General features: G+C 72.2%; 12 protein-coding genes. 7 read left to right on the forward strand and 5 right to left on the reverse strand.

Annotation, left to right across the window (positions count from 1 at the left end; all coding sequences use genetic code 11):
* Window positions 1-71 precede the first annotated feature (71 nt).
* Complete coding sequence (locus EES41_RS37540; RefSeq protein ID WP_123083035.1) at window positions 72-1,091, forward strand: hypothetical protein; 1,020 nt, start codon at window positions 72-74, stop codon at window positions 1,089-1,091.
* A gap of 2 nt (window positions 1,092-1,093) precedes the next feature.
* On the opposite strand, the gene EES41_RS37545 is transcribed toward EES41_RS37540, so the two are convergent.
* Window positions 1,094-1,756: a lysophospholipid acyltransferase family protein gene (locus EES41_RS37545; RefSeq protein WP_123083398.1), complete on the reverse strand. Its 663-nt coding sequence runs from the start codon at window positions 1,754-1,756 to the stop codon at window positions 1,094-1,096.
* Window positions 1,757-2,091: 335 nt separating this feature from the next.
* The gene (locus EES41_RS37550; protein ID WP_123083036.1) at window positions 2,092-2,715 is read right to left on the reverse strand and encodes a hypothetical protein; all 624 of its coding nucleotides are present in this window, start codon (window positions 2,713-2,715) and stop codon (window positions 2,092-2,094) included.
* Between the two features lie 215 nt (window positions 2,716-2,930).
* On the opposite strand from EES41_RS37550, the gene EES41_RS37555 reads away from it, so the two are divergent.
* The 4 genes from EES41_RS37555 (at window position 2,931) to EES41_RS37570 (ending at window position 7,838) form a co-directional block, all read left to right on the forward strand.
* Window positions 2,931-3,623 carry a hypothetical protein gene (locus EES41_RS37555; RefSeq protein ID WP_254211860.1) on the forward strand — a complete coding sequence of 231 codons (693 nt, stop codon included), beginning with the start codon at window positions 2,931-2,933 and terminating at the stop codon, window positions 3,621-3,623.
* Window positions 3,624-3,934: 311 nt separating this feature from the next.
* Window positions 3,935-4,246, forward strand: coding sequence for a trypco2 family protein (locus tag EES41_RS37560; protein WP_008740872.1), 312 nt, complete (start codon window positions 3,935-3,937; stop codon window positions 4,244-4,246).
* Window positions 4,236-7,205: a serine protease gene (locus EES41_RS37565; protein ID WP_123083038.1), complete on the forward strand. Its 2,970-nt coding sequence runs from the start codon at window positions 4,236-4,238 to the stop codon at window positions 7,203-7,205. Before EES41_RS37560 ends, EES41_RS37565 begins: the two co-directional genes overlap by 11 nt.
* A 417-nt stretch (window positions 7,206-7,622) precedes the next feature.
* Entirely contained in the window at window positions 7,623-7,838 is a 216-nt protein-coding gene (locus EES41_RS37570; RefSeq protein ID WP_164496182.1) for a hypothetical protein, read from the forward strand.
* Window positions 7,839-7,989: 151 nt separating this feature from the next.
* Here the strand turns inward: EES41_RS37570 and EES41_RS37575 are convergent, their stop codons facing one another.
* Both EES41_RS37575 and EES41_RS37580 read right to left on the reverse strand, forming a co-directional pair.
* Window positions 7,990-9,408: an oxygenase MpaB family protein gene (locus EES41_RS37575; protein ID WP_123083040.1), complete on the reverse strand. Its 1,419-nt coding sequence runs from the start codon at window positions 9,406-9,408 to the stop codon at window positions 7,990-7,992.
* Between the two features lie 126 nt (window positions 9,409-9,534).
* Window positions 9,535-10,782: a saccharopine dehydrogenase family protein gene (locus EES41_RS37580; protein WP_123083041.1), complete on the reverse strand. Its 1,248-nt coding sequence runs from the start codon at window positions 10,780-10,782 to the stop codon at window positions 9,535-9,537.
* 113 nt (window positions 10,783-10,895) lie between these two features.
* Here EES41_RS37580 and EES41_RS37585 point away from each other — a divergent pair, with 113 nt between their 5' ends.
* A complete protein-coding gene (locus tag EES41_RS37585) occupies window positions 10,896-11,681 on the forward strand; it encodes a TetR/AcrR family transcriptional regulator (RefSeq protein WP_254211861.1) in 786 nt (261 codons plus the stop codon).
* Window positions 11,682-11,757: 76 nt separating this feature from the next.
* A complete protein-coding gene (locus EES41_RS37590) occupies window positions 11,758-12,219 on the forward strand; it encodes a hypothetical protein (protein WP_123083042.1) in 462 nt (153 codons plus the stop codon).
* Between the two features lie 216 nt (window positions 12,220-12,435).
* On the opposite strand, the gene EES41_RS41905 is transcribed toward EES41_RS37590, so the two are convergent.
* The gene (locus EES41_RS41905) at window positions 12,436-12,765 is read right to left on the reverse strand and encodes a hypothetical protein (RefSeq protein WP_164496183.1); all 330 of its coding nucleotides are present in this window, start codon (window positions 12,763-12,765) and stop codon (window positions 12,436-12,438) included.
* Window positions 12,766-12,796 lie beyond the last annotated feature (31 nt).

Consider the following 12,796-nt stretch of genomic DNA (forward strand, 5'->3'; position numbering starts at 1 on the left):
ATGTTCACCGGCCTCGTACGCCGTGGATCGATGGGAGAAACGTGGGACTGCGTCGGGGTACGCCCGTTTGTGTGGCGGCGGTTGCGCTGCTGGTGCTCGTCACGGGCTGCGGCGGAGGGCATGGCGGTGCCGGCGGGACGGCGAGCACGCCGCCCGCCAAGCCGGCGGCGCGGCCGTTGCCCCTGGGGACCGAGGCGCGCCGGGCGACCTGGAAGCAGCGGCCGGTTCAGATCACGCCCAAGAGCCTGTTGTCCGGTTCGCGAGCCGATCTCGCCGGTATCCGGCTCGACGACGAGCTCAAGGACATGGATCCGTACTTCCTGACCGTCGAGTTCTCCAACACCGGCGAGCTCGCGATGGACCGGCCGAACCTGGTGGACACCCTGTCCGTGGTCGGGACGAACGGGGTGTCCGGCAAGGGGGTCATGGTCCTCAACGTGCCCTTGGCCACGGCTCCGGCCCTCCCGGAGCACTGCCGCAAGGGCAATCCGGCGACCGTCCCCGCCGGGGGTACGGCGGAGGTGTGCGTACTGGTGATGCTGGCCAAGGGGCAGGAGCCGGCGACCGTCGCGTACTCCGCGGAGGGGAGCGACACCGTCGTCTGGAAGGTCGGCGACGGGCTCGGCGGCGGGGGCGGTGGGGTACTGCCGCCGGGCACGCCCGCCGAAGCCGCCGTCGACGACAGCAAGGGCCACCTGGTCCCGATCAAGGCCACCCCCAAGACCGTACGCGCCGGGGATCCGGCGGATCTGAGCCGCTTCAAGGCAGGCGACGGCGGGCAGGACCTCGTGCCGTACTACGTCACCATCGAGTACCTCAACACCGGTCAGTACGACGTCTATCCGGGCATGCAGGACCATGTGTGGCTCCAGAGCGCGGGCGGGAAGCAGGTGCGGCCCGTGATCCTGCTGGATCTGGGCGGGCCCGGAGTGGCGCAGTGCCCGAGGACGGTTCCGGACACGATGGTCAAGCCGAACGCCACCGTGCGGCAGTGCTCGATCCACATGCTTCCGAAGGGGGACGAGCCGGCCACCATCAGCTACAAGGGCGATGGCGCCGACGCGAAGTGGATCACCTGGCGGGCGTCCTAGAGCTACGCGGCGATCGGGGAGGAGTCGTCCAGGTGAGCTGCTGCGGTCCGCCACGCGTTGGTGACCGCGGTCCGGGCCCGCGCCGTGCGGGCCTGGCAGTCCCCGGTGAGCCGTAGCGGCGTGCCCACGTGCACGTGCAGGCCCGGGCGGCGCAGGGGTGCGGTGGCCAGACCTGCGAGCTGCTTGCCGACGCCTCCCGAGGTGACGCGGCGGGCGCCGGCGTGGCCCACGGGTACGACGGGAGCGCCGGTACGTTCGGCAAGGCGGGCGAGGCCGCTGCGGAAGGGGCCGGGGGCGGCTTCGGCGGCGTCCTCGCGGCGGGGCAGACCGCCTTCGGCGTAGATGAGGATCAGTCGCCCCTCTTCCAGGGCTTCGGCGGCGGTGTCGAGCGCGGCGGCGGCTCGCCGGTCGCCGCGGAGCACCGGAATGTGTCCCCCGCCGGCGAGGACGCGGCCCAGGAGCGGGACGCGCCACAGTCCGGCGGCCGCCATCACGACCGGCTCGGCGCCGAGCCTGCGCAAGGCGGCGAGCACGATGGCCGGGTCGGCCAGTGAGGTGTGGTTCGCGGCGATGATGCTGCCCGGAGCGAGAGCGGTGTCGGCGTCGGTGGTCACCGACAGGCGTCCGACGGCGGGCACCAGGACGTCGGCGATGCGGCTGAGCATGAGAGGGCTCCCGGTCTCGGCGGTGGTGGTACTCATCGTCGGTGACGGGCGCCGCTGAGGCCTGAGTCCTCGTACTCATTTTGCTCTGCAGACATACCCGCCTTGCCGCCGTGCCGCCGTGCCGCCGTGCTGCTGGCGCGGGCGTCCGGGTGGCGATTCGCAAGGCGGACGGGCGCGGACGCCCGCCCGGCTCGGCACCGAGCATCGTCCGGCGTGGTGAAGGCGCCACCACGGCACAGCCAGCCACGCCGTCCTTGGACACCGGTCGGCCCCGAGGGACCACAAGCTCCCCGGTCGTGACCCACGTGCGTCACGTTCCCCTTGGTTGCCGGCGGCTAGGGCAGGCCCACCAGGCCCCAGCCGTGGCGGGCGGCCTCCGTTGTCACGTCGCCCCATTCGCGCAGAAGCGCGATGAAGTCCTCGAAGGTGTCGGGGCGGCCTGCCCAGCCCTCGCACTCGGCGGCGAACGGCCCGCGCAGCTTGCCCAGGCACGGCTCCAGCCGCTCCCAGGCCCGGGCCTTGCCGGGTACCGCCGCCGGCGGGCACACCAGGAGGGCGTGCGGGATCCAGCGGTCCGTGGCGGGCGGGAAGAGCCCCCCGCCGCCGGTCACGGCCGGATCATCGGCCGGGTCCGCGTACCAGATCAGACCGTCGAGGAAGGCGTCCATCGCCTCACGAACGGACGCTCCGACGAGCAGACGTATGTCAGCCCATGCGTTGCCCGCGCGGAAATGCGGCCAATAGGCGCCGCTGGTGGTGAAGAAGACGTACTCGGCGCACCATGCTCGCTCGGGGCCCGGGGGCCAGAGCCAGCCGTCGGGCCGCCCGCGGCTGAGTTCGCACGAGTCGTCGAGCCCCCATGGCCAGGCCTTGTCGTCCAGCACCTCGATCCGGTCCTGGGCGGGGAAGGTGCGCAACTGCTCCCAGTCCACCATGAACAACGTGAGATCCCGACCCATGGCGGCAGCATAGGGGCATGGGGGAGGCGAAGTGCAGGTGGGCCGCCCCTTCCATGGCGCGGGGGCTGTTCGGTGAATCCTTTTACCAGTACGACTGATCCCGCCGCACGGGTGACCCGTCCGCCGGACCGTGGCTCGGCCGATGAGCGGCGCCCCTATAAACGGGGTGCTCCTCCGTTTTCCGCGAACGCATTCGACTGATGGGTCGTCGTAGCATGCTGAAGGCCACTCTGCGGGTCCTTGCCTCCACCTTCCTTCTCTCCGTCGTCATCGCCCCGACCGCCACCGCGGCGCCGGCGGCGGCCGACGACACCACCGCGCCCTGTGGCCCGGTCGTCGATTACCGGGCCACGGACTGGTGGCGCACCACGACGATCACGCGGATCGCCCGCACGGTCGCGGCCACCGCCTCCAGCGAGCGCTGGCAGTGGCGCGAGGACGTCAACACCCTGTGGCGCGGCGACACGAGGGAGAACGTCGAGGAGATCTTCCGGACCGGTTTCACCCCGCGCGGTGACCAGCTCACCCCCGTCGCCGAGTACATCGTCAAGGGCGGCGGCCAGCTCAGCGCGCACCTCAGCACCAGCTGCGACCAGTCGGTGGCCAAGAGGTTCGCGACGTACGGCGAGGAGAAGACCGGCTGGGTGTACGAGATCTACGCGCCCGGCGGCATCGACGTCAATGCGACGGCCCGCGTGAACAACTACCAGTCGCCGTACCTGTGGAACAAGGAGATCGACTTCCCTGGCGGGGTGCAGGGCAACTTCATCAAGGGCGCGTGCAAGTACCGGCTGACGAACACCGACCCGGTGACCAACGACAAGACCTGGGAACAGCTCGGCTGCAAGGACAACACCGGCTTCGCCCCCTACAAGACCGAACCGGCCGCTTACGCCCTCACGCACTGAACAGATCCGCCGGCCCTGGCGGAGCGGGGACGCGGCTGAGGGGCCCGCCGGGTGCGGGGGGCCTCTCTTCGGAGCTGGTCACTCACCTGTCCGGGGGACGGGGAGAAGAATCGTTTCGGCGGCGGGAGGACGGCCGGGCGCCGGGGCAGCGGGCAGTCGGCGGGGTGGGTGGTTTCGCCCGGGTAAGTCCGGGCGGGATCCGGCGCGTTCTCCGGCTGAACAGGCATTTGATTGACGGCGGTTGATCTGGATGCGTGATGATGTGACGTGCAGTCGTACGTAGTTGGGTGAGTTGTCTCGGGGGACAGTCGATGAACGATGCCGTGGAGTTGGCGGACATGATCGCGCAGCTGCGGGCGGAACTGAGCCGCGCCATGTCGGCCGGTGAGGATTCTGATCTCCGGTTCCGGGCAGAGCGTGTGGAACTGGAATTGACGGTGGGGGTGGAGCGCACGAACGAGCCTGGAGTCAAGGTCCGGTTCTGGGTGTTCGATGCCAGTGCCTCCGCGAAGCGGTCCTCGACCGTCACCCAGCGGCTCTCCCTGACCCTGCAGCCCGTGCTCGCGGATGCGCCCGAGCAGGTGGCCCTGATCTCCGGGGACGAACTGCTCGGTGAGAACTGACGGGGCAGCGGTGGCCACCGGGCTCGACCCGCGCCGAATAGCCGAGGTCATCGTCACCGCCGGGAAGGGCGGCCGGCGCGGTTCGGGCTACCGGGTCGGGAACGCGGTGGTGCTCACCGCGTTCCACGTGGTGAGCGGTGCGGCCGGCGTGCAGGTGCGTTTCGACGCCGACCGCCCGGGCCAGTGGTCCGCGCCGGCCGAGGTGGTGTGGTCGGACGGGGCGACGGACGTGGCGGTGCTCGCGTTCACGCCTCCGGCCGGCGCCGAACCGGTCGGGCCGGCGCCCTTCGGACGGATCGGTGACGACCGTCATGCCGTGGTCGACGTACACGCGGCCGGATTCCCGCTGTGGAAGCGCCGACGGGACGCCGAGGGCAGGCAGTTCCGCGAGTTGCACCAGGCGGACGGAACGGTTGCCGCCCTGTCCAACCTCAGGACGGGGACCTTGGAAGTCACCGTCTCGGTGGCCGCCGCCGACCCCGATCCCCAGGTGTCGCCCTGGTCGGGCATGTCGGGCTCCGCCCTGTGGGCGGGATCTCGCATCGTCGGGGTGATCGCCGAACATCATCGGTGGGAGGGGCCGGGGCGGCTGACCGCGGCCCGCCTCGACCACACGCTGCGGCGCGTAGACGAACCGCTGCGGACCCGCCTCGCCGAGCTGCTGGGCATCGGGGATCCGCTGGCGCTGCCCGACGCCCGCTCGGAGACGGGGCCGGAGCCCGGGCCGGGGCGGGCGTCTTCCCTGAGGGTCATCGGGCTGCCGGTGACGCACGGTCTGGAGCTGTTCAAGGACCGCATCGAGGCACGCGAGCTGGTGGGCCGTCATCTCGCGGATCCCGCCGTCCGCATGGTGACCGTCACCGGGCGGCGGGGCATGGGCAAGAGCGCGCTGTCCGCCAAGGTCCTGGAGATGCTGGAGCAGGGCCAGTGGCCGGGACAGACGCGGGCGCCGCTGCCGTCCGCGATCGTCAATCTGAGCACCCGTACGTCGGGGGTCACCCTGGAGCGCCTGTACTTCGACTGCGCCCGCGCCCTGGGCCCGGAGACCGAGGCGCGGCTGCTCGGCGTATGGGCGGCGAACCGCCCGGTGCACGACAAGGTCGGCGAGCTGTTCAACGCGATGGGAGACGAGCTCGTCGTCATCCTGGTGGACAACCTGGAGGACCTGCTCCTGGACGACGGCCGGCTTGAGGACGCCGAGCTCGGGGTCTTCTTCGACTGCCTCTTCCGCAACCGTCATACTCCGCGCCTCTTGGTGACGTCGCAGATTCCGCTGCGGCTGGCACCGGAGCTGCGGCGCTTCGCCGTGGAGGTCGAACTCTCCGAGGGGCTGCCCGCGGCCGAGTCGATCGCGCTCCTGCGTGAACTCGACCAGGACGGCAGCCTCGGCGTCGCACAGCTGTCCGACGAGGAGTTGCTGCGGGCGGCGGTTCGCGTCCACGGGGTGCCGCGTGCGCTGGAGCTGCTGATGGGTGCGGTGGCGGACGACGTGCTGGAACTGCCGACCCTGCGGGACGTGCTGGAGGACTTCACCCTGCGCGAGGACGTGGTCAGCGGTCTCGCCCAGGACCGCTACCGGCGGCTGGGCCCGGAAACCCGCGTCGTGGTGGACGTACTCGCCGTTCTGCGCACGCCCGCCTCCCGGGAGGCGATCGACTGGATCGTGGGTGCCCTCGCGCCCGGTCTTGACGTCGTGGGCGTGATGTCGCAACTGCTGCGCATCCGGATGCTCTCGGTGGACCGGCCCAACCGCACCTACGCCCTGCATCCGCTGGACGCCGACCTCGCGTACGGCGCGCTGCCCCAGGACGGGGCGCTCGGGCGCCGGTCACTGGAGCGGCAGGCGGCGGACTGGTACGCGCACGCCGCCCCGGCGCGCGAGCGGTGGCGCGGCCTGGAGGATGTGCGCGCCCACCGCCGCGCATTCGAACACCGCCGGCGGGCAGGGGACATGAACGAGGCCGCGCTGGTACTGGGGGCGATCGGACCCTGGATGACCCGGCACGGCTCCGCCCTCGCGGCGATCGCCATGCACCTGACACTGGAGGACAAGTTGACCGACGACGCGGCACGTCTCGCCCATCTGATCAGCTACGGGCACGCCCGGTTGAGCGGAGGTCCGCTGGCACACGCGGTGACGCTCTTCACGGAGGCGGCAGAGGTGGCCGAGCGCCTGGGAGACCGGCAGGCCTTGCAGGACGCCCTGTTCGGCCTGGGCGACGCGCACCGCCAACTCGGCAGCCTCAAGGAGGGGACGGCGGCGTTGTCGCGGGCGGCGGTCCTGGCCAACGACAACGGCGACACCGAGGCTGAGGCCCATGCGGTACTGAGCCTCAGCCTCGCCCACAGCACGCTGGGGCACGGGCGGGAAGCTCTGGCCAGCGCCGAGCGGCTGAACGCCATCGCTGCCGAGTCGCGCGACCCGCTGACCGAGGCACGGGCCTGGAACGCCCGGTTCACGGCCTTGCTGACCATGGGCAGCTGGGAAGAGACCATCACCGCGAGCGACCGTGCCGTACACGCCTATCAGGTGGCGGGGGTGCGGGAGGCGACGGACTACGCGCTCAACGCCAAGGGCGTGGCCCAGCTCGCTCTGGGACGGCATGCCGAGGCGGTCGCCTCGCTGGAGGCCGCGTTCCACGCGGCATCGGCCATGGAGAACCCGCGCACCGAAGGCGTCTGCCTCTACAACCTGGCCTGGACGCACTGGACCGGCGACCGGTACGAGGAGGCGGCCGGGACGGCGGACCGCTCCGCGGCCTCCTTCCAGCGCGCCGGATCCCCGGAAGGCGCGGGGGCCCAGGCACTCGCGGACGCCGCTCGCGCGCGGGCCGCCGGAGACCTGGCGGTGGCGGCCGAGGCCCTGGAGCGCGCCGCCGCAGGCGTCGGCCGCAATGTCGAGACGGTCCGCCCGGCATGGCTCACCCGGGAGGCCCGGACCCTGCGCGACACGGCCTGAGGTTCCCCCGCCCGGGTACCGCTGCCCGCGGGCTCCGTCTCGGCTGCTCCATCTCGTGCCGGTGCCGGGCGGGGGCCACGGCAGTTGGTCAAGGACGAGCAGAGCCGACCAGGCGATGTGGAGCAGGGGGGCCGCGATGCGGGCCGGCAGCTTCCGCACCGTGGTGGCCCTGAGGCTGCCGTACAGGACGGGAAGGCAGAGCACGGTCGCGGGGACGACCGCCCAGCCCCCGATCCTGCTGAAGGCCGCCCCCTGGCAGGCCCAGTACAAGAACCCCGTGACGCCCAGCAGCGGGAAGGGCAGTACGAGCCGACGCCAGACCAGGATCTGCCCGAGATGCCGGTCGCCGCTGGTGGCGGGCTTGTCCAACGCGGGCTTGTCCAACGCGGCCTTGTCCAACGCGGGACTGGACAAGGGTTGGACAGGATCGACGGGTGGGGGCCGGAGGTCTTCCTCGATCAGCGCCTCGTCCTCCAGGCCTTCGGCTGTGATGTGCTCCAGCCGGGCCTCGAAGTCGGCATCGTCCACGGCGTCCCGGCCGACGGGTTCGAGGGGTCCGGGCGGGACGACCACCAGGTCGCGCACCTCGCGCTCCAGGCGGCTGTCAACGCTGTACGCCTTCCTCAGCCATGACCTCCTCGGCAACGTGCTCGCGACCGTCATCGTCACCGGGGTCGGATACACAGCCAAAAGGATCCGTACCAAGGTCCGCAACCGGAACGGCCAAACCCACCACACGGGCCAGTAGCGCGATGCCCCGGGGCCGGGTCACGTCGAGTGGGAGTCAGGGACGGCCCAGCAGTGCCACGCCCGCGGCGGTGTCGGCGCGGGCGGTGAAGAAGTCGGTGAACGCCGCGACGAACTCCTCCTCGCTGAGCCGGCCGTCACCGTCCCCGTCCAGTTGGCGGAAGGCGTCGTTCAGCTCGGCGGGGTGGACGCGCGGGCCCCCGAACAGGACGCGGTACTCGTCCGCGCACAGATATCCGCTGCCGTCGGTGTCGGCGGTCCGGAACAGGGCGCGCACCGCCGGCCCCAGGCCCCGGTCGAGGTAGTCCGGATCCCGGTCGATGCCCCCCAGCATCGCGGACACGAACTCGGCGCACTCCACCGCGCCGTCGCCGTCCGCGTCCATGGCCTCGCGCAGTTGCTCCCACCAGGACTCGAAGGCGGCGTAGAGCCGGTCCTCGCGCTCGACGGGGAGTTCCAGCTGCCAGCACACGTTGTGGACCATCGCCTGGAGGTCGGCGGAGTCCACCCGCCCGTCACCGGTCTGGTCGAGCACCTGCCGGAAGAACGCCTCCAGCCGCGCCGGGCGGGAGTCGAAGGTGCGGGACCGGGGCCGGGGCAGCGGCGGGGGCGCCGTGGGCCGCCGGGAAGCAGGTCGCTGCCGGCCTTCTTCGTCGGACGCGTGGCGGTAGCGCAGACGGTCCGGCAGACGGGTCATCACCTGTCGCATGCCGCGGTGCAGCGTCCAGGACAGGGCGGCGGCGGTACGGGTACGGGGCATGGCGAACCGCTCGTGCCAGGCCCTCGGCAGGTCGGCGACGGTCAGGCTGGTCAGCACGCTCGCGGCGACGGCGCGCAGCAGCGGCCAGGCGGGCCGGAGGCGTCCGAGCCGGCGGGGGGCGGGAGCCTCGCGCAGCATCTCGAAGAGCAGGTAGCGGACCTGGTCGCCGAGTTCGAGGACCTCCCGGACGGTCCGGTCGACGTAGGCGGGTACGTCGGCGGCGGTCGCCGGGAGGACCTCGTCGGGGATGCCGAGGGCCGCGCAGACCTCCTTGAACTCCGCGTACAGCGCGTCGAGCTCGGCCGGTTCGAGCGGATCACCGGAGAGCTCTCGCATGGCCGTCATGGCCTCGTACAGCGTCAGCATCACCCAGGCGCGGACCTCGGGGTCCTCGGCGGTGTACGGGCGGCCGGCGTCGTCGGTGCCGCGGATCCGGCGGTGCGCGCGCTCCAGCCGGGCGATCTCGCGCCGCCGCTCCTCGGGCCCGGCGAAGAACAGCCGGCTGCCGCTGTCCATGGTGTGCTCGATCCGCCGCCAGGGGTGGGCCCGGTAGGTGGAGTAGCGGGCGGTGCCGGCCGCGACGGCCGGGTGCGCGGTCTGAAGGACGAGCAGCCGCCAGGCCACCAGTCCGATGCGCCATTCACCAAGGGTCTGGCGCAACAGACCGTCGCTGGCGGGTGGAGAGGTAGGCGTCACGCGGTACTCCTGAAGATCGGGGCCAACAGGAACACAACGCCGCACATGCGGGGGAGGTTGCGAAGGACCGGCGCCGGGTCGGGGCTTGCCGCCGGGTGGCGCCCGGGGCTGACCGTCCCCGGGTGGTCAGTGGCTCGGGGGCCGGGTGTGGTGCTGGTCGCGGATGCCCCAGGGGGAGCCGTAGGCGGTGAGGAGGTCGAGGAAGGGGACGGGCGGGAGGGCTTCGGGGCCCAGGACGCCGGGCCGGGACCAGACGCCCGTGGCGAGGAGTTCGAGGGCGACCACCGGGTTGACGGCGGTCTGCCAGACGACGGCCTGGGAGCCGTACTCGCGCATGGACCACTGGTTGTCGACCACGTGGTAGAGGTAGACCTCGCGGGGCAGGCCGTCCTTGGTGCCCTTGACCCAGGTGCCGGCGCAGGTCTTGCCGGTCATGCGGTCCCCGAGCGTCGCCGGGTCGGGCAGGCAGGCGGCGACCACGTCGCGGGGCGAGACGCGGACCTCGCGGCCGTCCTCGCCGCGTACGGCGACCCGGTCGGTGGAGTCGAGGCCGAGGGCGTGGAGCGTCTTGAGCTTGCCGATGAAGTCGTCGCCGAGGCCGTACTTGAAGGTGACCCGGCGGGCCCCGACCCAGCGCGGGACGAGGAGGACCTCCTCGTGCTCCACGTTGACGCACTCGACGGGGCCGATGCCCTCGGGGAAGTCGAAGACCTCCGGCTCGCTGAACGGCTCGGTGGTGAACCAGCCGCGCTCGCGCTCGTAGACCACGGGAGGGTTCAGGCACTCCTCGATCGTGGTCCAGATGTTGAAGGACGGGGCGAAGTCGTAGCCCTCGACGGTCAGGTCGGCGCCGTCGCGGATGCCGATCTCCTCGATCTCGTCGAAGAGGTGGTCGGCGGCGTAGCGGGCGAAGACGTCCGAGAGCCCGGGCTCGACTCCCATGCCGACGAGGGCGAGGCGGCCCGACTTCTCCCACTCCGCAGCCCGTTCGAACTGCTCGTCGCCGAGCTTCACGCCGCATTCGCGGTGCGGGTGGTCGGGGTGCGGGCGGGAGAGGGACATCGCCATGTCGAGGTAGTGGGTGCCCGCCGCCAGCGCGGCGTTGAACAGGGGCATCACGAACCGCGGGTCGGTGGCGTTCATCAGGACGTCGCATCCGCGCTCGGTGAGCAGCCGGGTGACGGCCGTCTCGTCGGAGGCGTCGACGCGGCAGGCGCTGAACCGCCGCTCCTCGTCGCCGAGGGCGGCGACGGCGGCCTCGGCGCGGGTCAGGTCGTAGTCGGCGACGACGAAGTGGTCGAAGAAGTCGCGGCGGGCGGCGATCTTGGTGATCGCGCTCCCGACGCCGCCGGCACCCACGAGCAGAACGCGCATGGCGAGGTCCTTTCTCTGTGAGGCGTGTGCCTCAGGGGACTGATGGAACCGGGCGCTCCGAGTTAAGGTCAATGGTGTTGGCATAAGGACGGGAGAGGGTCGGGAGCGGGCGGATGGCGAAGGACGTGGTTGCGGAGGAGGGCCGCAGACGGCGGCGGCCGACGCGGCAGGGGACGGTGCTCTCCGAGCGGCTGATCGTCGAGACGGCCCTGCGGATGGTGCGCGAGCACGGCAGCGCGGGCCTGTCCGCCCGGCGGCTGGGCGCCGCCCTGGGGGCGGATCCCAGCACCCTGTACCGGTACTTCGACGGCATGGACGGCCTGACCCTGGCCATCGGCGAGGAGCTGATCGGCCGGGCGCTCGCCGGCTGGGTCCCGACCGGGCGGTGGCGCGAGGACCTGCGCTCGCTCGGGCTGCGCATCCACGGGGCGTACCTCGCGCACCCGCAGGCCGCGCTGCTGACCGCGAGCCGGGTGACCGGCCGGCCGCGCGAGATCGCCGCCGACGAGGCGATCCTCGCCAGCCTGCGGGGCGCGGGGTTCGAGGACGTGGACGCCGTACGGATCTACCACGCGTACATCGACCAGTCCCTGGCCTTCGCGGCGCTCGACGCGGGTGCGCTGGCGCTGTCGGAGAAGGCGCGCGACTCGGACGAGGACCGGTGGGAGTCGACGTACGCCCGGCTGCCGGCGCAGGAGTACCCGAACATCGCGGCGACCGCCGGGCTGCTGGCCGCGCGCATGCCGCACAGTGCCTACCCGGTCGCGCTGGAGATGCTGCTGGATGCCGCCGAGCGGGAACTGGGCGGTGGGGGCGGGGATGGTGGGGGTGAGCAGAGCGACCCTCACCCGGGCGGCCCATGCCCGGGGGCCGGATCCCGCCGGTCCGTGCGTTCCTGAAAGGGCCGCTGCACCCCGTTCGCGTTGCGCGTGGCGGTCGTGCGGGCATGAGTCAGGAACGGAGAGGGGGTAAGTCGTGTCCGAACGAGACAACGCGCCCGCGGTGGAAACCTCGCTGTGGTCGGCCGTCACCCTGCTGGACGAACGGGGGCCGGCCGCGGCCCGGATGGCCGTCGAGGAGGTCCTGTCCGCGCTTCCCGGCCGCCGGGGGCGGGACTGGACGGCCCCGCAAGAGGCCCGGATCCGGGCCCTGGTGAACCGGATGGACACCGTACGCGCCCTCGACGGGGCGCAGGAGGGCTGGTGGGGCCGGCGCAGGGCGCGGCGCGCTCGTCGGCGGCTGGCGGTCCTGATGCGGGTGGCGGGTCCGAAGCTGGTGGACGAGGCCGCGCTGCGGTGCTGGAAGGCCGCGCGGGTCCTTGAGGTCCTGAGGGGGTTCGCCGCCGGCCGCAGGGACCGGGCGGAGGTCGCCGAAGTCCTCGACCGGCTGCGCGTGGTGCAGCGGGCGACGTACCTGGACCTGGGGCAAGCCGCCTAGGCCCTGTCGTCAAAGTGGCGCCTGGCCCGCGACGCCCGGCACCGCACCTCGCCGCGTTGTCCAGGCGCCCGAGTACGTCCAGTACACGGGCGTCCCTCCGCCTTGCGATGCACGGCGCCGGACGCCGCGGGCCTGACCGGCGCCACTTTGACGACAGGGCCTAGTGCTGTGACCCGGTGAGCCTTTCCGGGCACGGCACTGGTCAGTCGGCCAGGCTCAGGATGCTCGCGGCGCGGCGTGGGGCGAAGCCGGACAACAGGTGCGCCGCCTGGTGGACGCGGGCCCGTGCGCCCTCGGGGTCGCCGGCCGCGCGGAGCGCTCGGGCCAGGGCGATGAGCGCCTCGGCCTGGCCCCTGGGGTGGCGAGTTCCGCGCCGATGGAGAACCGGGCGACGTTCCGCTCCTCGATGGAGCGGGAATCGCCGAACCTGCGGTTGTCCACCAGCATGCGGTCCGCGCGCCGGAACGCCTGGGATTCCGGCCGTTCCAGGAACTCCGGGGATTCCGGGGATTCCGGGGAATTGTTGTTGATTGCAGCGACAGACATCGGGCCACCGTTCGTGCGGGAGGTGCGAAAA

Origin of the sequence: Streptomyces sp. ADI95-16 (assembly GCF_003721495.1) — a bacterium.
Lineage (GTDB): Bacteria > Actinomycetota > Actinomycetes > Streptomycetales > Streptomycetaceae > Streptomyces > Streptomyces goshikiensis.

Bases quoted from the DNA above. Each gene is read 5' to 3' on its own strand.
- EES41_RS37550 (WP_123083036.1), bottom strand. From the start codon at position 2,715: ATGGGTCGGGATCTCACGTTGTTCATGGTGGACTGGGAGCAGTTGCGC.
- EES41_RS41905 (WP_164496183.1), bottom strand. From the start codon at position 12,765: ATGTCTGTCGCTGCAATCAACAACAATTCCCCGGAATCCCCGGAATCC.
- EES41_RS37580 (WP_123083041.1), bottom strand. From the start codon at position 10,782: ATGCGCGTTCTGCTCGTGGGTGCCGGCGGCGTCGGGAGCGCGATCACC.
- EES41_RS37585 (WP_254211861.1), top strand. From the start codon at position 10,896: ATGGCGAAGGACGTGGTTGCGGAGGAGGGCCGCAGACGGCGGCGGCCG.
- EES41_RS37555 (WP_254211860.1), top strand. From the start codon at position 2,931: ATGCTGAAGGCCACTCTGCGGGTCCTTGCCTCCACCTTCCTTCTCTCC.
- EES41_RS37560 (WP_008740872.1), top strand. From the start codon at position 3,935: ATGAACGATGCCGTGGAGTTGGCGGACATGATCGCGCAGCTGCGGGCG.
- EES41_RS37545 (WP_123083398.1), bottom strand. From the start codon at position 1,756: ATGCTCAGCCGCATCGCCGACGTCCTGGTGCCCGCCGTCGGACGCCTG.